Origin of the sequence: Rhizobium sp. CC-YZS058, from assembly GCF_034720595.1 — a bacterium.
Lineage (GTDB): Bacteria > Pseudomonadota > Alphaproteobacteria > Rhizobiales > Rhizobiaceae > Ferranicluibacter.
Genome location: NZ_JAYESJ010000001.1, coordinates 3,555,703 through 3,575,240 on the forward strand (window position 1 = coordinate 3,555,703; position 19,538 = coordinate 3,575,240).

At 65.6% G+C, this 19,538-nt stretch carries 18 protein-coding genes; 6 read left to right on the plus strand and 12 right to left on the minus strand.

The window, feature by feature from the left end; translation table 11 throughout:
- Positions 1–132: 132 nt before the first annotated feature.
- Positions 133–1,968 carry a hypothetical protein gene (locus U8330_RS17015; RefSeq protein ID WP_323106426.1) on the minus strand — a complete coding sequence of 612 codons (1,836 nt, stop codon included), beginning with the start codon at positions 1,966–1,968 and terminating at the stop codon, positions 133–135.
- Positions 1,969–2,291: 323 nt separating this feature from the next.
- Here U8330_RS17015 and U8330_RS17020 point away from each other — a divergent pair, with 323 nt between their 5' ends.
- Together U8330_RS17020 and U8330_RS17025 are read left to right on the plus strand one after the other, a co-directional pair.
- Positions 2,292–3,680, plus strand: coding sequence for a nicotinate phosphoribosyltransferase (locus U8330_RS17020; RefSeq protein ID WP_323106427.1), 1,389 nt, complete (start codon positions 2,292–2,294; stop codon positions 3,678–3,680).
- A gap of 81 nt (positions 3,681–3,761) precedes the next feature.
- Entirely contained in the window at positions 3,762–4,091 is a 330-nt protein-coding gene (locus U8330_RS17025) for a DUF6665 family protein (RefSeq protein WP_323106428.1), read from the plus strand.
- Positions 4,092–4,099: 8 nt separating this feature from the next.
- On the opposite strand, the gene U8330_RS17030 is transcribed toward U8330_RS17025, so the two are convergent.
- The 3 genes from U8330_RS17030 to U8330_RS17040 form a co-directional block, all read right to left on the minus strand.
- The gene (locus U8330_RS17030) at positions 4,100–5,248 is read right to left on the minus strand and encodes a hypothetical protein (RefSeq protein ID WP_323106429.1); all 1,149 of its coding nucleotides are present in this window, start codon (positions 5,246–5,248) and stop codon (positions 4,100–4,102) included.
- Positions 5,249–5,539: 291 nt separating this feature from the next.
- Positions 5,540–6,925 carry a hypothetical protein gene (locus U8330_RS17035; protein ID WP_323106430.1) on the minus strand — a complete coding sequence of 462 codons (1,386 nt, stop codon included), beginning with the start codon at positions 6,923–6,925 and terminating at the stop codon, positions 5,540–5,542.
- 66 nt (positions 6,926–6,991) lie between these two features.
- On the minus strand, positions 6,992–7,618 hold the full coding sequence (locus U8330_RS17040; RefSeq protein WP_323106431.1) for a ribonuclease D: 627 nt from the start codon (positions 7,616–7,618) through the stop codon (positions 6,992–6,994).
- Between the two features lie 123 nt (positions 7,619–7,741).
- Here U8330_RS17040 and U8330_RS17045 point away from each other — a divergent pair, with 123 nt between their 5' ends.
- The gene (locus tag U8330_RS17045; protein WP_323106432.1) at positions 7,742–8,086 is read left to right on the plus strand and encodes a hypothetical protein; all 345 of its coding nucleotides are present in this window, start codon (positions 7,742–7,744) and stop codon (positions 8,084–8,086) included.
- A 108-nt stretch (positions 8,087–8,194) separates the two neighbouring features.
- Positions 8,195–9,238 carry a hydroxyacid dehydrogenase gene (locus U8330_RS17050; protein WP_323106433.1) on the plus strand — a complete coding sequence of 348 codons (1,044 nt, stop codon included), beginning with the start codon at positions 8,195–8,197 and terminating at the stop codon, positions 9,236–9,238.
- Positions 9,239–9,253: 15 nt separating this feature from the next.
- On the opposite strand, the gene U8330_RS17055 is transcribed toward U8330_RS17050, so the two are convergent.
- Entirely contained in the window at positions 9,254–9,448 is a 195-nt protein-coding gene (locus U8330_RS17055; RefSeq protein ID WP_323106434.1) for a hypothetical protein, read from the minus strand.
- 359 nt (positions 9,449–9,807) lie between these two features.
- On the opposite strand from U8330_RS17055, the gene U8330_RS17060 reads away from it, so the two are divergent.
- Positions 9,808–10,875 carry an AI-2E family transporter gene (locus tag U8330_RS17060; RefSeq protein ID WP_323106435.1) on the plus strand — a complete coding sequence of 356 codons (1,068 nt, stop codon included), beginning with the start codon at positions 9,808–9,810 and terminating at the stop codon, positions 10,873–10,875.
- Between the two features lie 35 nt (positions 10,876–10,910).
- Here U8330_RS17060 and U8330_RS17065 read toward each other — a convergent pair whose 3' ends face one another.
- The 4 genes from U8330_RS17065 to U8330_RS17080 form a co-directional block, all read right to left on the minus strand.
- Positions 10,911–11,177, minus strand: a complete 267-nt coding sequence (locus U8330_RS17065; RefSeq protein WP_323106436.1) for a DUF982 domain-containing protein — start codon at positions 11,175–11,177, stop codon at positions 10,911–10,913.
- A 128-nt stretch (positions 11,178–11,305) separates the two neighbouring features.
- On the minus strand, positions 11,306–13,363 hold the full coding sequence (locus tag U8330_RS17070) for a PAS domain-containing protein (protein ID WP_323106437.1): 2,058 nt from the start codon (positions 13,361–13,363) through the stop codon (positions 11,306–11,308).
- Positions 13,350–14,855 (minus strand): ATPase domain-containing protein, encoded by a 1,506-nt coding sequence (locus U8330_RS17075; RefSeq protein ID WP_323106438.1) that lies wholly within the window; start codon positions 14,853–14,855, stop codon positions 13,350–13,352. Before U8330_RS17075 ends, U8330_RS17070 begins: the two co-directional genes overlap by 14 nt.
- A 99-nt stretch (positions 14,856–14,954) precedes the next feature.
- Positions 14,955–15,821, minus strand: coding sequence for a LysR family transcriptional regulator (locus U8330_RS17080; protein ID WP_323106439.1), 867 nt, complete (start codon positions 15,819–15,821; stop codon positions 14,955–14,957).
- Positions 15,822–15,914: 93 nt separating this feature from the next.
- On the opposite strand from U8330_RS17080, the gene U8330_RS17085 reads away from it, so the two are divergent.
- A complete protein-coding gene (locus tag U8330_RS17085; RefSeq protein ID WP_323106440.1) occupies positions 15,915–16,922 on the plus strand; it encodes a bile acid:sodium symporter family protein in 1,008 nt (335 codons plus the stop codon).
- 6 nt (positions 16,923–16,928) lie between these two features.
- Here the strand turns inward: U8330_RS17085 and U8330_RS17090 are convergent, their stop codons facing one another.
- From U8330_RS17090 to U8330_RS17100, 3 genes are all read right to left on the minus strand, one after another.
- A complete protein-coding gene (locus U8330_RS17090; protein WP_323106441.1) occupies positions 16,929–17,684 on the minus strand; it encodes an amino acid ABC transporter ATP-binding protein in 756 nt (251 codons plus the stop codon).
- Positions 17,681–18,361: an ABC transporter permease subunit gene (locus U8330_RS17095; protein ID WP_323106442.1), complete on the minus strand. Its 681-nt coding sequence runs from the start codon at positions 18,359–18,361 to the stop codon at positions 17,681–17,683. Before U8330_RS17095 ends, U8330_RS17090 begins: the two co-directional genes overlap by 4 nt.
- Before the next feature lie 158 nt (positions 18,362–18,519).
- The gene (locus tag U8330_RS17100) at positions 18,520–19,293 is read right to left on the minus strand and encodes an amino acid ABC transporter substrate-binding protein (protein WP_323106443.1); all 774 of its coding nucleotides are present in this window, start codon (positions 19,291–19,293) and stop codon (positions 18,520–18,522) included.
- Between the last annotated feature and the right edge of the window lie 245 nt (positions 19,294–19,538).

A 19,538-nucleotide genomic window follows, 5' to 3' on the forward strand; every position in this document is an offset into this window, starting at 1 on the left:
CGCAGTTTTTCAGGGTTCAAGAGTGAAAGCTGGCCGTAAGTCGTCAATTGATGATGAAAGACGCCGTCGAACCTGCTGAGGAAGACGGCACTTGCTGATCTCCGCAGGGCCACCCAGCTGGTGAGGGCTGCCTCAGCTAAGATCGCTTAGGCGGCGGTAGAGCGTGGCCGCGCCGGCATCCGGCTCGATGTCGGGCTCTCCAGCATCCTCGCCGCGATGCGCCGGCCTGCGGCGCTGGCCTTCCTTCTCCTCCGCCTCCTCCTGCCCGCCCTTCTGCCGCTCCGGCTCGGCCTCGTCCTCACGCGGCGCCGGATCGAAGGCAGGTGGGTAGAGCGGGACGAAGAAGGCCGGCAGCGCGCGGGGAAGCGCCAAGGCAGGCAGATCTGCGATCGGGGTCGACAGAGCCTCGGCGGCAGGGGCTGCGAGCCCCAGATGATCCTGAGCGGTGCGGGCGGCCTGCAGTCCGCGGTCCGCCTGCGCGGTGCCGGCCGCGTTCTGCCCCGCGCCGCCGGCATGGGAAGCGGCGCTCTTCGCACTGCCTGCGTTCGGCTGCGCAGCCTCTTCTTCCTCTGCCGCCGGCGGCAGGCCGCCTTCCTCGGCGCGCGGTTCCGGCAGCTCGCGGGAGCCCGCGAGCATGGTGAAGAGCATGTCCCATTCGTCGAACTGCGGCTCCGCGACCGGGGTCGCGGTGGGCGGCAGGCTGTTGAGATGGAGAGGGGCAAGACGCGGCGCGGCCTCCGTAAGCGCCTCCTCCGCCACCGGTCCGGCGCGCGTTTGCCGGTCCGAAGCCACGCTTTCGCTGGCCGGGGCAGCGGCATCGCGCGGTGATGCCGCCGTCATCGGCAGGGGAGCGGCCGTATGGACGCCAGAGGCGGCAGCGGTGGGGAGACGACGCGCAAGCGTCGGCTCGAAGGCCGGCCGGTCTCTGGCTTCGCTGAGGCCGCGCTCCTCGTCGAAGGAAGTCTGGCGGAGCCTTGCCGCTTCCGGTTCATGGTCCAGTGGGGCAAAATGATCCGCCCCCGCCGCCTGCCGCGGGCCGTTGAAGGTGTCGAGCGGGGTGGAGGCGCGCGGGGCGCGCGGCCCGATGAATTCGGCGTCGTGCTCGTCGGTCCCGCCCGCCTGGTGTGCCAGCATGGACTCTTCGTCCTCCCGCAGGAAATCCGTGACGATCTCCACCACCCGCGCCAGCGCCTCCGAATCCCGGGCAAGAAAGGCTGCGGATTGCGTCAAGGCTGGGATCGGTTCGTCGTCGAACGACGCTGCACCGAGCGCCAGTGCCGCCTCGAGCGTTGCACTGTCCGCGTCGACAGGGGGCAGTCGACCCATATCCGGAGCCCGGCTTTGCGGCGGTGCTGCCGCCGCTGCTTGCGCACCCTGTGCGCCCGCGGCGGCCGGCATCCCCTCCGCATAGGCGCGTTGCAGCGCTGCCTGCAGCTCGGGCGCCTTGCCGGCAGCGGTCGAGGGATGCCACGGGGCGGCATGGAGCGGGAGCGGCTGCTGGATCACGGGCGGACGAAAGGATGCGTGGTCCGGCTCGGCGCGATGCGGCCCAGCCTGCGGCAGCGGCAGATCGCCCTTCGGCAGGAGATCGAGAATGGCGCCGTTCTTCAGGCTTTCGACTAGGAGCTTCAGCGCGGCGATCAGGCTTTGCTGGATCAATTGCTTGTCGAGCATGGCGCGGGCGGCCGGCGGCATCTGCTCCATATGCGCGATCAGGCGCTTGGCAAAGGCGCCAAGACCCTCCTGCGGCTGCGGCGGCAGGTTGAAGATCCGGCCGAGCGCCTCGGTCAGCCGGCCGAGCGCCACCCGCGTTCCCGGGTCGGCAGCTGGCAGGTCCTTCACGACCATTTCCAGCACCTGCAGAATCGTGTCGAACCGGCGGGTCGCGCTGCCAAGCGGCTGGCGATCTCGGGGCGTTCCGCCATCGGCCAGGGCCGCGGCGGCACTCCTGGCGATAACGGGTGCCATCTCTACGGTCTCCGGTCCGGAACCGGCGGACCTCGAAGGGTCAGCATGCAGCGCGCCAGTCCGGCTGCAGGTGCCGGCCTTGGCCGGCTTCAAAGGGGGTATGGACTGCGCGAACGCATCATGCGCGGGGTCGTCGAAGCCGAAACGGCAGGACTATGAGGGTCGGCTGCGGCGTCGCGCCGAACGGCATGCATGAGATACTCGACAGAGACAGACTATGACAGCATGGTTGACAAAGCGTTACCGGCCGGCGGCGCTTGTCTTGCGGAGACAAGGTGCCTCGCCTAATCCTGTCGCCGACGATCAGCGGAGGGGACGAATCGATGAGTGCGGCAAACCTCATTCTCGATACCGACAGCTACAAGTTCGGCCACTATCTCCAATATCCGCCCGGCACGGCCGCCCTTTCCTCCTATATCGAGACGCGTGGTGCGCCGGATCTGGTCGATGTGCAATTCTTCGGCCTGCAGATGTTTCTGAAAGATGCGCTGGCGCGGCCGGTGACCAGAGCGCATGTGGAAGAGGCCGAGGCGATCGTGACCGCCCATGGCCAACCCTTCAACCGCGCCGGCTGGATGCATATCGTCGAGGCGCATGGCGGCTTCCTGCCGCTCGTCATCGAAGCGCTGCCGGAGGGCGTGGTCACGCGCCGGGGCGTGCCGCTCGTGCAGGTCGCCAACACCGATCCGGCCTGCGCCTGGCTGGTGTCGCATATCGAAACCGCGCTGATCCGCGCCGTCTGGTATCCGTCCACAGTGGCCGGCACTGTGCGCCGCATCAAGCTGGCGCTGGCCGGCGCGCTGGAGCGGACCTCGGATACGCCGGAGGCGCTGCTGCCGACGCGGCTGCTCGATTACGGTGCACGCGGCGTGGCAAGCTACGAGCAGGCGGGCATCGGCGGCGTCGCGCATCTCCTGCATTTTGCCCAGACGGACACGATGCCGGCCATCGTCTATGCCCGGCGGTTCTACGGCGCGGAGATGGCGGGGACCTCGATGCCCGCCTCCGAACACTCGACCATGACCGCTTGGGGCGGCGACCGCGAGGCGGAGGCCTTCTCCGCCATGATCGACCAGTTCGCCCCGGTCGGCGCGTTCGCGGTGGTGTCCGACAGCTACGACATCGCCACCGCCGTCTCCGAGACATGGGGCAAGCGGCTGCGCGACAAGGTGAAGGCCAGCGGCGCGACCGTGCATATTCGTCCCGACAGCGGCGATCCGATCGAGACGCCGATCCAGGTCATCCAGCAGCTCGACTATCGCTTCGGCTCGACCCCCAACCGCAAGGGCTTCAAGGTGCTCGACCGCGCGGTGCGCGTGATCCAGGGCGACGGCATCACGCTTTCCGACATGAACCAGATCCTAAGCCGGCTCGAGGCTTTCGGCTACGCGGCCGAGAACATCAGCTTCGCCATGGGATCGCGTATTCTGCAAAGGGTCGATCGCGACCAGTTCGGCTTTACCATGAAGGCCAATGCCAGACTCGACAACGCCGGGAAATGGCATGATGTCTGGAAGCGTCCGGCGACCATGAACGTGAAGGCGACCAAGGCCGGGCGCCAGGCCGTCGTCATGGGCGGTCTCGGGCTCGAAGCCGTGCGGCTGGACCAGCTGGCCGGGCGGGAGAACCTGCTGCAGCCGGTCTGGCGCAATGGCGCGCTGCTCAAGGACTGGTCGCTGCGCGAAGTCCGCGCGCGGGCTGCGCAGGCCTGAACCCTTGCCACGTCCGGCGCGCGACCCCACCTCCCCGCTTATCCGGCAATGTCGAGCGCCGGCTAGAGGAAGGAATTGCCGATGACGGTTCGCCCGCCAAGCTCCCTGACCAACCCCGGCGCCCGCGCCACCGGTTTCGATCTTCTCGAATATGAGCTGATGAGCGAGCGCGCCGACGCGCTCGGCCGCCATGGATTGAAGGTCGAGACCGCCATTGCCCGGCTCGAGGCCTGTACGGATGAAGGCATGCGTGAGGCGCTGCTCGACGAGGCCGCCGATGTGGTCTGGTCCTTCTTCATCACCCGCGAGCTCTGCGGCCTGCTCTCCAACAAGGACGCGATCGCCCGCTACCGCATTCCCCGCGCGGTGATTGCCCGGCTCGGCGTCGTGCGCAAGCCCAGGACGGACTAGGCCGCGCTTCAGGCCGCGGCCGGCGCGGCGAGCGGCGCCTTTTGAGCCGCCTCCTCCGCCTTGCGTTTCAGGATCGCGTAGATTCCGTTCTCGTCCACCGATACGGGAAGGATGCCGGGTTCCTCCTCCTCCATCCCCGCGGTCCCCGGGTCGCCGGGCGCGGCACGCGCGACCATCTGTGTCTGCTTTTCCTCGGCTTCCGCCTGCTTCGTTTCATCGGACTTGCCGGCCGACTCGTCGAATGCCGCCTCGGCGGCCTCGACCGCGCTCTCGCCCTGCGTCGCCTCGGTCTGCTCGCGCTCGACCTCGTCATGCGCCGCCTCCGCGCCGGCGGCGAGTGCAAGCAGGACATCTCCGACCGACACGTCGGCAGATGCTGCCGAGGTGCCCGCGCCGTCCTTGGCTCCCTCCGGCAACGTGTCGAGCGCCTTGTTCATCTCGGCGATCGCATCCTGAGCGTCCAGCACGTCATCGAGCTTGCCGGCGGCTTCGAGCGACCGGATCTTTTCTTCGCGCTCCTTTTTCGTCTCCGCGTCCTCGACCTTGGTGGGGTCCGAGCGATCCGTGCGGTCGAGCTTCAGCTCGTCCAGTGTCTTCGGATCTGCGGCCTCCTCCAGGCGCTGAAGCACCTTGGCCATGTCCTTCGAGGCGAATTTTTCCTCGCGCGCCTGCGTGTCGAGTGCCTCTTGGATGGCCTTGGCCATATCCCCACCCGGGTTGGCGATCGCCTCGATCAGCTGGTTTGCGCTGAAGCCCAGATCGCGCAGTCCTGAGCGCCGTTCGACCTCCTGGACGGAATTTGCCAATGTTGCGCGATAATCCCGTAATTGAAGGCCAACCCGGTAATTGAACTCCTCCTTCGTCTCGTCGGCGAACCGAGGCGCGATGGACAGATGGTCCATGGTTCTCGCGATCATCGCCGCCACGGGATCGTGCGCCTCTTCCGCGCGTGCCGGATCGCGCGCGGCTTCGACGGCTTCGACCGAGGTCTTGAAGCTTTCCAAGGTGATCGGCAATTTCAGCTTCTTGGCGTCTTTGCTCACCTTCTCCATCAGGACAAGGGCATCGGATGCGCAGTCTGCGATGTCTTTTCGCGTTGCGTCGGGATCCACGGAGACTCCGATGGCATCGAGGAAGCGGGAGATCAGCCGCGCCATCAACGGGCTGTCGTTGCCCAGCGCACCGAAGAAATGCGCGTTGATCTTCTCGTTGAGCGCGGCATGGCTCTGGCTGCGCTTCAGTTTCGCGGCCGTGAGATCGTCGGTCTTCGGCGTCTTGCGACGGGCCTCCTCTTCCTGAATACGGCGTTCTTCCGAATCCTCGATCATGGAGCGCATCAGCATGCTGGATGCCGCGCCGGCGGCGAGCTGGGTGGGAAGGATCATCGGCCTGGCCTTTCGACAGGTGTTGGCGACTGTTGCACTTTGGACGGGGAGTGCCCCGGTCTTTCACGATTGCGGCTGAACGGGTTGCAAAGCGGCCTGCTCGGCCTTGCGCTTCAAAATCTGGTAGATGCCATTTTCGTCGAGCGAGACGGGCAGGATGGCCGCAGCCGCCTCCTCCTCCTCGCTCCCGCGCGTGCCCGGATCCCCCGGGCCAGCGCGTGCCGTCATCAGCATCTGATCCGCTTCGGCTTCGGCCTGGAGCGTATCGTCGGATTTGCCGGCCGCGTCATCCACAGCCTCTTCTGCCGCGTCGACGACGTTCTGCGTCCCGGCTGTGGTCGTCTCCTCGGTCTCCAGTTCGCATTGCGCGGCTTCCGCGCCGGCAGCCAAGGCCAGGAGGAGATCTCCCACATCGGCACCAGCCGAGCCTGAACCGGGTGTGCCGGACGCATCGCCCGCCTGGTCCGGCAGCTTATCCAGCGCCTCGTTCATCTCCGCGATCGCCTCGCGCGCCTTCTTCACATCGTCGAGCTTGCCGGAGGCCTGGAGCGCCTTGATCTTTTCCTCCCGCTCCTTCTTCGTGTCCGCATCCTCGACCTTGGTCGGGTCGGAATGGTCGGTGCGGTCGAGTTCGAGTTCCTCCACCGTTTTCGGATCCGCCACCTCCTCCATGCGCTGGAGAACCTTGGTCATGTCCTTGGTGGCGAACGTCTCCTCGCGCATCTGCTTGTCGAGCGCCTCGCGGATCGCCTGCGCCTTGTCACCGAACGGCTTGGCGATGGCTTCGATCATGTCCGCTGCGGTGAATCCGAGATCGCGCAGCCCGGACTTCTTTTCGAGCTCGGCCACGCTCCAGGCCAGCGGCTTGCGATAATCGGCCAAAGCGCGCCCGACACGCTCGCTGTAGATAACATCGGTCTCATGTTCCCCCTGGGGCGCGATTGCGAGCCGGTCGACGTAACGGGCGATCATTTTCGCCATTTCGCTGTGCGGCTGGTCCTTGAGCTTGGGGTCGAGCGTGTCCTTCAATTCGGCGACCGACACGCCGAAGCGTGCGAGGGAGAACTTCTGCATCGCCGGCGGCCAGAAAAATTCCGTGGCGCTGATATGATCGATGAGAACCGTGGCGTCCGACAGGCGCTGGGCGAAATCCGTGTCGAGCTCGCCCTTCTCCCGCTCGAGGCCGAAGATGCCGGTGAACCGGCCGATCAGCGCCTGCATGGCCTCGTCATTGTGCTTCTGCGCGCCGAAGAAATGCGCGTTGATCTTGTCGTTCAACGCCTCGTGGCTCTGGCTGCGCTTGGTCTTGGCGGCCAGGAGATCGTTGCTCTTCGGCGTCTTGCGGCGCGCCTCCTCCTCCTGGATGCGGCGTTCTTCCGCATCCTCGAGAATCGAGCGCATCAACTGACCGGATGCCGCGCCGGCGGCAAGCTGCGTCGGGAGGATCATGGGTCGGGCCTCGCACCTGAGATTGCACGGGCCACGACTTATAAGGTAGTAGTCTCTAAATTAGGGTTAACTGTGCGCAAAGATGTCGGTTTCCTGCCAGCCGAGCAGGTCGAGCTTGGCGCGCGTGGGCAGAAAATCGAAGCAGGATCGTGCCAGCGCCATCCGGTCGTCGCGCAGCAGCCGTTCAGTCAGCTTCTCGCGCAACGCGTGGAGGTGAAGCACATCGGAAGCGGCGTAATCGAGCTGCGCCTGGGAAAGGGTTTCGGCCGCCCAGTCGGAGGATTGCTGCTGTTTTGAAATATCGACGTCCAGCATCTCCTTCAGATTATCCTTCAGCCCGTGGCGATCCGTATAGGTGCGGGTCAGCCGCGAGGCGATTTTGGTGCAGAAGACCGGCGTGGTCGTGACACCGAAGGTGTGGAAGAGCACGGCGATATCGAAGCGGCCGTAATGAAAGATCTTCTGCCGGTCCGGATCGGCCAGCAAGGACACAAGGCGCGGCGCCTCGCTCTGGCCCTTGGCGATGCGGATCACATCGGCGCTGCCATCGCCTGGAGAGAGCTGAACCAGGCAGAGCCGGTCGCGCCGCGGCACGAGGCCGAGGGTCTCCGTGTCGATGGCAATCGCGCCTGTATAGCGCGCGGCATCGGCGGGCGCGATGTCTCCCTCGTGTACTCGTATTGCATTCGCCATCGAACACCCCCACATCTTGAAACGGCAGCCCGCCCCGCCGCCGGCAAGGCCGGTGAAGAAGCGGCCCTCCTGCACTAGCCTGTTCAGCGCGGCGACGCGAGACCCCTTGCCCTAAGGAGCCCTATGCCCTGCCTTCGCCACCGCTCCGCCGCCCTTCTTCTTGTTACGACTTTGCTTGCCGCAGCGCCTGCCATGGCGCAGGAGCAGGGCGCGCGCGAAATCACGCCACCCGGCTCGGGAAGCGTGGAGGGGTATCTGCCGGGTGTCGCCCCCCAGGCGCCGCTGGTCGGACAGCCGAGGGTGACCTGCGAGCAGGCTTATATCGACCGGGCGCGCGATGGCATCATGCCGGAACGGGGGCCCCGCTACCGGGCCGTCAACATCTGCCGCCGCGATGGCGGCCCGGAATTCGTTTCGCCCATGCTGCCGCCTTCCAACCTGCGCCAGCTGCGCGGCCTGCCCTATTGATCTGTCTGCGCCGTTCGTGGCCGCCGTGCCTCTTGCCTCGCCGCCCGTGGTTGCGATAGTGCCTGCCGACACAGGAGGCGCTGCGCGGGGCAGCTGGAGGAAAAGACCATGACGCATGCAGCCGATTTTGGGGAGCGCCCGCTGGTCATCAGCGCGCCGGAACCGCGCAGCTTGGACCTGATCTTCACCGAGGAAGCCCGACGCGCGCTGCATGATCGCTACGAGATCGTCGAGGCCGATCCGGAGGCGATCGCCGCGCTGGATGACGCGGTTCTTGGCCGGGCCCGTTTCATTCTCGGCCAGCCGCCGCTCGATGCGGAAACGCTGGAGCGCATGCCGCAGCTGCGGGCGATCCTCAACGTCGAGAGCAACCTGCTCAACAACATGCCTTATGACATCCTGTTTGCCCGCGGCATCCATGTCGTGACCACGGGCCAGGTCTTTGCCGAGCCGGTGGCCGAGCTCGGCCTTGCCATGGCGCTTTCGCTGTTCAGGGGTCTGGTCGATGCCGATCTCGACTTCCGGGAGGGTCGCGAACGATGGGGCGGCGACGGCAACACCGGCGCGCGGCTGCTCTCCGGGGCGAATGTCGGCCTGATCGGCTTCGGCGATCTCGGCAAGGCGCTGAACCGGCTTCTGACGGGGTTCCGCACCACGACGCGCGTCTTCGACCCCTGGATGCCGGCCTCGATCCTGGCCGATCACGGTGTTCTGCCCGCAAGCCTCGAATCGGTGCTGACGGAGAGCGACGTCGTCTTCGTGGTCGCCTCGGTGACCAGCGAGAACGAGGGCTTCCTCAATGCGAAGGCCTTTGCCGCCATGCGGCCAGGGGCGGCCTTCATCCTGCTCAGCCGCGCAGCCGTGGTGAACTTCGACGACCTGATCGCCGCGGTCGAGAGCGGTCATATCCGCGCGGCCAGCGACGTCTTCCCGGAGGAGCCGCTTTCTGCCGACCACCCCGTGCGCACCTTGCCCGGCTTTCTGCGCTCGGCGCACCGCGCCGGCGCACTCGACATCGCGTTCAAGCGGATGGGCGACATGGTGCTCGAAGACATGGACCTGATGGACCGCAACCTTCCGCCGATGCGCTGCAAGCGGGCGGAGCGCGAAACGGTTTCGCGCATGCGCTCCAAGCCGGTTTCGGTCAACTGACGGGCGGCAGCGCGCTCAGTTGCGCGTGGCGTGAACCGTCGAGGCTTCCATCAAGGAACTGGCGATCGCCATGGCCAGCCGCTTGCCGCGCGCCCGCACTTCGTCCTTGTCGAAATCCTGCGCGGAAAGCGCCAGATCCATGCCTTCCCGCATGAGGATCTGTTGTGCGCGGAAAACGGCCCAGCTTCTGACGTCGTCTGCCTGGTTCATGTCTTGCCCCTTGTGCCGGCTCATTCGGCTTAGAGGAGGCCGGATGCCCTCCGCCTCCCACCCTCATGGTTGCCGGACGATTATGGGTTCAAGCGCCCCAGTCCGGCAGGCTCCCCGCCCCAACGCCACCCCAGGCGAATCAAGGATCCCGAACACCAGCATCCCCTTTTTCTCGTCCGGAGGAAGCGTTAGTTTTCCATGATGAAAAATAACAGACGAGGGCGATGTGCTCATGAATAGAGGAGTTTGCGTCCCTCAAATGCGCAAGCTTGGGGAAAGCCGCATGGTGTAGACTGTTCCGCGCGCGGCGATCGCCTATGTTCTTCACGAGAAGCTCAAGCACCGGCCAAAGGACTCCCATGCCCGTCCAGCGCGTTTCCTTCTATCTCGTTCTCGTGCTGGTCAGCATCGCCTTCGTCGTTCTGATGTTGCCGTTCTATTCGGCCATCCTTTGGGCCGTGGCGCTGGCCATCGTCTTTTATCCCCTCCATGTCCGGCTGGAGCGGCTGTTCGGCGGGCGACGAAGCCTTGCGGCGGTCTGCTCGGTGCTGATCTGCATCTGCCTCGTCATCATCCCCGGCATGATCATCGTCGGCTCGATCGCCCGCCACGCCACCTCGATCTATGGACGGATCGAGAGCGGCGAGATCGACCTTCAGGCTCTGTGGACAGGACTACAGAATTCGCTGCCCACGGCCCTTCAGGACTGGATCCGCACGCTGCAGGAAAACGGCTTGCAGGACCTCTGGCGGCGGGTCTCCTCGGCGGCCATGCAGGGCGGCAGTTTCTTCGCCAGCCGGGCGCTCACCTTCGGGCAGAGCACGGTGCAGGTGTTCATCGCCTTCGGCCTGATGCTCTATCTTCTCTTCTTCCTGTTCCGCGATGGCCGGTCGCTCGCCCGCACGCTGCGCCGCGCGCTGCCACTCAGCGATGCGCACACCCAGCAGTTCTCCGCGAAGTTTCTGTCGGTCGTCCGGGCCACGGTGCGCGGCAATGTCATCATCGCCGCCCTCCAAGGCTTGATCGGCGGCATTGCCTTCTGGGCCCTCGGCATCGAGGCGGCCCTGCTCTGGGGCGTGCTGATGGCCTTCCTGTCGCTCCTGCCGGCCGTCGGCGCGGCGATCGTCTGGGTGCCCGCCGCCATCTATCTGGCGCTCTCCGGCAGCGCCACCAAGGCGATCATTCTGGTCGGCGTCGGCGTGCTCGTCATCGGCCTCGTCGACAATCTGCTGCGCCCGCCGCTGGTCGGCAAGGAAACGAAGCTTCCGGATTATGTCGTGCTGATGTCCACCGTCGGCGGCATTGCGCTGATCGGCATCAACGGCTTCATCATCGGACCGCTGATCGCCGCTCTGTTCTTCGTCGCCTGGAGCATCGTCATGGACGAGCAGAGCCGCGAAAAGACGGACCGCACGTTGATCCTCTGAGCCTGGATCCGTCGGGCTTTCAGCCTGTCACCGTCTCAGCGCGAGACGCTCCAGGCGGTGCGGTAGAAATCGACGAAAGCCTGGCGGGCCTGGAAGACCGTCGCGCGGCGCGCGAGCGCGGCATAGCACGTGTCGCAAACCTTGTGGAACCGCTCGCCCTGTTCGCCCGACCATTGCACCGTCAGCAACTGCAAGGCCTGGGCGGGGCTGCGCACGCGCTGCCAGAGACCATCGCCCAGATCGACCACCACCGAGTCGCCCCAGCAGATATCCGTCACGTCGTCCCGCACATCGATCATCATGGTTGCTAAACTCCTAACAGGAACCACGACGACTGTGTGCCAAGCGGCGGGCTGGCGTGAAAGCGTAACCTTAAATTAAGGTTACGACGCAGGTGCGGAAGCGCGCTGCAGATGCGCGATCGAGCGTCTCAAGCCGCAAAGATCTTCTGCAGCTCGCGCTCCAGCTGGCTCTGGGAATAGGGCTTGCCAAGGCGCGGCACATCCAGCTCGACGCCTGGCGGCAGGTCGGCATAGCCGGTTGCCAGCAGCACCGGCATTTGCGGCGCGATCTCGCGGGCAGCAAGCGCCAGTTCCGCCCCTGTCATGCCGGGCATGGAATAATCGGTGATCATCAGATCGAAGGGCCCGTCTGCCTGCAGATGGCCCAGCGCATCGCGTCCGGAATTGGCTTCCACCACCTCATGGCCGAGGTCGAGCAGCATGTCGGCCGAGCTCATGGCGATCAGCGCGTCATCATCGACCAGCAGAATGCGGCGCGGGCCTTGCGAACCGGCACCGCCGGTCTCTGCGACCGGCTCGACGTCGGGTTCGGGCCTGGCCACCACGGCCTGCGTGGAGGCGGGGATCCAGAGTTCCGCCGAGGTGCCTTCGCCCAGCCGGCTTTTCAGCCGCAGCGTTCCTGAAAGCTGCCGGGCAAGGCCGTGAATCATCGACAGCCCAAGGCCGGTGCCCTTGCCGAGCTCCTTGGTCGAGTAGAAGGGCTCGATCGCCCGTTTCAGCGTTTCCGCATCCATGCCCGTTCCGCGATCGGTGACGGAGAGCACGACATAGGCGCCGGCCGCCAGGTCCTCGCTTTCCTCGGCTTCAGCCTGGCGCAGCGCGATGGTGACGAGCCCACCGTCGGGCATGGCGTCGCGGGCATTGACGACGAGGTTCAGCAGAGCAAGCTCGATCTGGTTCGCGTCTGCCATGACCGGCGCAAGCCCCTGCGGCGCATCGACTTCGATCTGCACCATGGCCCCGACAGAGCGGGCAAGCAGATCCTCGACATCCGACAGCAGCGCGGCGAGATCCACCGCCTCGATCTTGAGATCCTGCCGGCGGGCAAAGGCGAGCATGCGTTGCGTGAGCGAGGCGCCGCGGCGCGCGCCCTGTTGGGCGCCGTCGATCAGCCGCTCCGCCTTGGCGTCGCCCGCCACGTGTTTGCGCAGAAGCTCCAGATTGCCGAGCACGGCCATCAGCAGATTGTTGAAATCATGCGCGACGCCGCCGGTCAGTTGGCCGATGGCCTCCATCTTCTGTGCCTGGCGCAATTGCTCCTCGGCACTCTGCCTCTGCGCAGCCTGCTCGACCGCGGAGGCATGCGCGGCCTTGAGATCGGCGGTGCGCTCGGCCACACGCTGCTCGAGGATCTCGTTCATCTGGCGGGTCTTGTCCGCCTCGTGGCGCCGTTCGCTGATATCGGCGGTGACGCCGACAAGACGGATCGGACGGCCAAGCCGGTCGGAATGGGCCTGCGCGCGGATTTCTACCCAGTGCAGGCTGCCGTCCGGCCAGATGATCCGATATTCGACCGCCGTATCCTCTCCCGTCGCCCGGGATTGATCGACACTGGCCTCGACACGCGCCCGGTCCTCCGGATGGATCATCGACCGCCAGCGTTCATAGGGGAAGGCATCGTCGCCCTGGTGACCGAAGATCGCCTTGCAGGTGGACGAGGTGGTGAGCGTCAGCGTCTGGAGATCGAGCTCCCAGGCGCCGAGCCGGCCGGCGGACAGCGCCGTCTGCAGCCGCCGCTCGCTCTCATCCAGTTCCAGCATGCGCTGGCGGCCCTCGAACTGGCGCATGCGGCTGCGCAGCGCCGTGCGCACGACGCTGATCAGCGTCGTGGCGTGGAAAGGGCGCTCCAGAAAGCTGACATTGCCGAGAAGATCCGACATGCGGGCCGCGGCCGGGTTGCGCTCCGGTCCGCCGCCACGATGGGTCAGGAGGATAAAGGGCAGATCCGACCAGCTCGGCTGCGCCTCGATCCATGCGGACAGCGCTCTGAGATCTGCAGAGCGAAGAGAATCCTCGACCACGAGTGCCAGGGCCACGTCATCGCCGAGCCTCGCCACCAGGGCCCGAAGGTCGCCGACCACCACGGGCGACAGGCCGAGTTCCGTCATCAAAGCGCTGGCGACCTGCGCATCGCGGCCGCCGGGCGCCAGGATCAGGGCCGTGAACGCACTGTCAGAATTCACCATAGCCTGCACTGTCCTGCTTGGGCAGATCCATCCCCTCGCCGATGATGACCGGCACACCGCGCAACACGCCCTGGAAATTGGTCAGCGCCTTGCCGACGGACAATCCGTCGTTGCTGATGCGAAACTCGCGGATCGTGTCTTCATGCGGCCCGCTGCGCTTCTTGATCACCGACACCGCGCGCCGAACGCTGCCGAGCGCCTCGAAGTAGCGCAGCAGGATGACCGTATCGGCGAGATAGGTCACATCGACCGGCGAGCGCATGTCGCCCACCAGCCCATGCTGGGCGACGGTAAGGAAGGTATTGGTGCCCTGCCGGTTCAGATATTGCAGAAGCTCGTGCATATGCAGGATGAGGGCGTTTTCCTCCGGCATGGAGGCCTGGTAGCCATTGACGCTGTCGATCACCACCGTCCGCGCCTTGAAGAGGGCCACCCGTTCGCGCAGACGATGGGAAAACTCGCCGGGCGAGATTTCGGCGGCATCCAGCTGCTCGATGTGAACCAGGCCCTCGTCGCGCAGGCGCTCGAGATCGAACCCCATGGTTTGAGTGCGCTTGAACAGCACGCCGAGCTCCTCGTCGAAGACGAAGAGGACGGCACGTTCGCCGCGCGCGACGGCGGCGCTGATGAACTGCAGGGCGAACAGGCTCTTGCCGGTTCCGGCGGGGCCGATCAGCAGCGTGCTGGTGCCGCGATCGATGCCGCCACCGAGCAGGGCATCGAATTCTGCAATCCCGCTGGTGAGAAGCGCGCTGTCATAGGCGGCACGATGTTCGAGCGCGCGCAGGCGCGGGAAGACGGCGATGCCGCCGGTGCGGATGACAAAATCATGATAGCCGCCGCGAAAGGCCTGGCCGCGATACTTGATCACGCGCATGCGCCGGCGTTCCGCGCCATAGTCGGGCGCCAGTTGCTCCAGGTGAACGACCCCGTGGACGACGCTGTGCACCGCCTTGTCCCCGTCCTCCGAGGTCATGTCGTCGAGCAGCAGCACGGTTGCGCCCGAGCGGGCAAAGTAGTGCTTGAGCGCCAGGATCTGGCGACGATAGCGCAGCGAGCTCTGGGCCAGCAGACGAATCTCCGACAGGCTGTCCAGCACGACGCGATGGGGCTGGCCGCGCTCGAACGCCTCGAAGATCATCTTGGTGGTTTCGCCAAGCTCGAGATCGGAGGAATAGAGCAGGCTCTGTTGCTGGTCGGCATCGAGAAGCGATTCCGGCGGCACCAGTTCGAAGATGTCCACCCCGTCGTCGATCGAAAGCCCATGGGCGGCCGCCGTCTCGCGCAGCTCCGTCTCGGTTTCCGACAACGTGATGTAGAGGCAGCGTTCGCCGCGCGCCGCGCCTTCGGTCAGGAACTGGAGCGCGATGGTGGTCTTGCCGGTCCCGGGTTCGCCTTGCAGCAAAAACACATGGCGGCGCGAGAACCCGCCGCCCAGAACGTCATCGAGCCCCGCAATGCCCGTCGCCGCCTTCTCCTCCACGTTCACCATTCCATCGACCTCGCTGCACAAGGCCCATATATACGGTGCGGCCTACCGATGAACAGTTGTGGACACAGGCATTTTATCGCCGGTGAGGTGGTGGCGGCGTCAGGCCGGGCCCGCCTGCGGAACCATCCGCGCCACGATCAGCCGCTCCAGCGCCGCGCTGACCTCCGCATCCGCACCGCGCCGGCGCAGCAGTACGAACTCGGCATCGGGGAGTGCGGGAAGGTCCGCCGCCGGCACCTCCTTGAGGCCGGAGGGCGCCATACTGCGCGGTTGGACGAGCAGGCCCATGCCCGCCCGCGCCGCGGCCGTAAGCCCGGCAAGGCTCGAACAGGTACAGACGATGCGCCAGGCGCGCCGGTCGCGGTCGAGCGCCTCCTGTGCGGCGCGGCGGGTGATGGAGGGCGGCGGGAAGGCGATGAGCGGCAACGCCTCGGAACGGGCGAGCATGGCGGCGGGATCGCGCGCCAGCCAGACGAGCGGCTCGCGATAGAGCAAACGTCCGTGGCTTTCTCCCGGATGCCGCTTGGCAAAGACAAGGTCCAGATCGCCGGCATCCTGCATCTGCCGCAGCGGCTCGCTGAGCGCCACTGTCATTTCCAGATCGATGAGCGGGTACTGGCGGATGAACTCCGCCAGGATCTCCGTTAGACGGTTCTCGACCACGTCCTCCGACACGCCGAGCCTGAGCCGCCCGCGCAGCCGCGTTTCGCCGAAGAGAGCGGCAACCCCGCGATCGAGCTCCAGCATGCGGCGCGCTGGGCCGAGCAGCGCCTCGCCATCAGCGGTCAGGCGCAAGTGGTGGGTATCCCGCACCACCAGCCTGCGGCCGAGCGCCTTCTCAAGCCGCTGGATATGCTGGGTGACTGTCGACTGACCGATGGCGAGCCGCTGTGCGGCCTCGGTAAAACTGCCGGTCTGGTGGAGCATGAGGAAACTGGAGAGATGGGTGAGGTTGAGCGGGTCCATCGTGAATCATGATAGCTGTTAGTGTTTGCATTGCGTTTTATGATAGGCGATGAGGCGGGCACGAGCGAGACCGATCGAAAGAAAGACATTCCCATGCGCCGCTTCCTGCCCGACAGTTTCACCATTCTTCTTGTGGCAACGGTGGTGCTGGCGTCGTTTCTGCCGATCCATGGTGCGGCAGCGGACGCGTTCGGCGTTGCGACCAATATCGCCATCGGTCTCCTGTTCTTCCTGCATGGCGCCCGCCTGTCGCGCGAGACAGTGGTGGCCGGCACGCTGCACTGGCGGCTGCACCTGACGATCCTTGCGACGACCTTCGTTCTCTTTCCGCTGATCGGGCTGGCGCTCGGCCATCTGCCGGAAAGCCTGCTGGCGCCGTCGCTCTCGACCGGACTGCTCTTCCTCTGCGTCCTGCCGTCGACCGTGCAGTCGTCCATCGCCTTCACCTCCATGGCCGGCGGCAATGTGCCGGCGGCGATCGTGGCCGCCTCCGGCTCCAACATTCTCGGCATGTTCCTGACGCCGCTTCTGACCGGCATTCTGCTTTCCACCACCGGTGGCCAGGGGTTCTCGTGGTCGGCGCTGCAGAGCATCCTGCTGCAGCTGCTGCTGCCCTTCCTCGCCGGACAGCTGCTGCAGCCCTGGATCGGCGGCTGGGTGCGGGCGCGCAAGGGCCTGCTCTGGCCGGTCGATCGTGGCTCGATCCTGATGGTCGTCTATCTCGCCTTCTCCGAAGCGGTGATGGAGGGGCTCTGGCATCGCTATTCGGCGCGGGACATCGCAACCGTGGTACTGCTCGACATGGCGCTTCTCGCAGTCGTTCTCTGCATCACCATGTTCGGCAGCCGCCTGCTCGGCTTCTCGAAGGAAGATGAGATCACCATCACCTTCTGCGGCTCGAAGAAGTCTCTTGCGAGCGGGGTGCCGATGGCCAATGCCATCTTCGCCCACCAACCGGTGTCGATCGGCGCGATCGTGCTGCCGATCATGCTGTTCCACCAGATCCAGCTGATGGCCTGCGCCGTGATCGCGCAGTCCTATGCCGCCCGCCGCAAGGCACGGGACGCAGCCGCCGCCGAGGCGGCGGCGAAGGTGGCGTGACGGGGCTCAGATCGTCTGGGCGGCGTTGATCGAGGAGACGAACTGGCGGGTGCGCTCCTCACGCGGATTGCGGAAGATTTCCGCAGCGGGTCCGGTCTCGACCACGCGGCCGGCTTCCAGAAACACAGCCGCATTGGCCACTCTGGACGCCAGACGCAGGTCATGCGTAGCCATGACCATGGTCGTGCCCTCCCGCGCCAGCGTGCTCAGCACCTCCACCACCTCGGCCGAAAGCTCGGGATCGAGCGCCGAGGTCGGCTCGTCGCAGAGCAGAACCCGTGGCGAGGGTGCCAGCGCCCGTGCGATCGCGACGCGCTGCTGCTGGCCGCCGGACAGGTTTGCCGGCCAGGCATCCGCCTTCTGCGCCATGCCCACCTTGGCAAGCAGGTCTTCCGCCCGCCGGCGAGCCTTTTCCTTCGGCCATTTCTCGACGACCAGCAGGCCTTCCATGACATTCTCGATCGCCGTGCGATGCGGGAAGAGCTGGAAATTCTGGAACACCATGCCCGTTTGCCGCCGCAGCGCCTGGACCGTGCTCCAGGGCACCCGCCTGCCCGGCGCAAACTCGGCCACCGCCTCGCCGATCACCACGCGACCGGCGGTCGGCGGCTCCAGGAGGTTGATGCAGCGCAGGAGCGTGCTCTTTCCGCCGCCAGACGGCCCGACCAGTGCGGTGACGCTGCCTTCCGCGAAGGTGAGGGAGATATCCCGGAGGATGACGGCATCGCCGAAACGTTTCTCGATCCCGGTAAGCGCGATCATCGGTTGGCCTCCACCATGCCGCCATAGCGGGCAAAGCGCGTTTCGAGCCGTGCCTGCAGGGCGGACAGGACCGAGCTCATGACGAGATAGATCAGCGCTGCCTCGATATAGAGGATCAGCGGCTCGTAGGTTGCCGCGACGATGCGCTGGGCGGACTGGAAGAGCTCGGGCACCGTGATGGCGGCGGCGAGCGATGTGTCCTTGACCAGCGAGATGAACGTATTGGACAGCGGCGGCACGGCGACGCGCGCGGCCTGCGGCAGAATGGTCCGGCGCATGGCCTGCGACCAGCTCATGCCCGTCGAATAGGCCGCTTCCCACTGGCCGCGCGCGACGGAGGATATGGCAGCGCGGATGATCTCGGACGTATAGGCGCCGATATTGAGCGTAAAGCCGATCAGTGCCGCCGGAAAGGCATCGAGCAGAATGCCGATGCTCGGCAGGCCGTAGAAGATGACGAAGAGCTGGACCAGCAGCGGCGTGCCGCGAATGATCCAGACATAGAAGCGTGCGAGCGACGCGACCGGCTTCGGCCCGAACAGGCGGGCAACCGCCGTCAGCAGGCCCAGGGCCAGGCCGAGCGTGAAGCTCAGCAATGTCAGCGGCACGGTGAACCTGATGCCGGCCCACAAGAGGGTCGGCAGGGAATCGATCATCAATTGCAGCCAATGCGGCACGGCGGATCTCGTTCTGGGAGCCGGCGACCGACCAGCGGGAGGCGGGCCAGTCTATCGCGGCTGAGGGGCGGCAAAGGCAGAATGACGGAAGTTTCGACTGACGGAAAGAGGGAGGCGACGGTCCGCCTCCCTCTTCCGAGAGATCGCCTCGGGCGCGCCTACTTGGAAACGTCCTGGCCGAAATACTTGTCGGAGATCGTCTTGTAGGTGCCATCGGCCTTGATGTCGGCCAGGGCCTTGTTGATGGCGGCCACCAGATCCTCGTCGCCCTTGCGCAGGATGATGCCCGAATAGTCGGCATCCGGCTTTTCCGCCACGACCGTCACCGGCGCCTGCGGCTGCTGCTTCTTGAAATCGAGGAAGGAGAGGCTGTCATTGATGGTGGCGTCCGCGCGGCGTGTCAGCACCAGCTGGATCGACTGGTCGAACCCGTCCGTGCCGACCAGTTCCGCACCGGCGGCCTCGGCAAGCTTGCCGAAATTGCTGGTCAGGGACTGCGCCGATTTCTTGCCCTTCAGATCCTCGAAGCTCTTGATGTCCTCATTGCCTTCCCGCACGATCAGCACGGCCTTGGATGCGATATAGGGCTCGGAGAAGGCGTATTTCTGCTTGCGCGCCTCGGTGATACCGACCTGGTTGATCACCACGTCGTAACGCTTGGCGTCCAGACCGGCGATCAGCCCATCCCACTTGCCTTCGATGAACTCGGCTTTGACGCCGAGCTTCTCGGCCACCGCGCGGCCGATTTCGACATCGAAGCCGACCAGCTCGTTGCTGGAATTGTGGAAGGTGAAGGGGGAATAGGTGCCCTCGGTGCCGATCCGGATCGTGCCCGCCGATTTGATGGCATCGAGGTTCTCGCCGGCGAGGGCCGGCAGGGTGGCCGCAGCCTGGATGAGGAGGGCAGCGGCAAGGGGCTTCAGCCAGCGCATGGCATTTCCTTTCAGAGGGTGTCGATGCCCCTGTCATCTAGGAAAGCAGACGCGATCGGAGGAGAGAAAAACGCAAAAATTTGCGGCGAATGAGAAAAAATTACTCATTTCCGCCGGAGCATGGGCGTGGCTTAAGCCACGGATTTCCAAACGGCTTCGAGCCTAACCGGAGAGGGTAGATCTTCCCGGCCTCACAATTTAAGGCAGAATCGAGACACTCTTGCCATAAACGCTCGGTAAGTGCC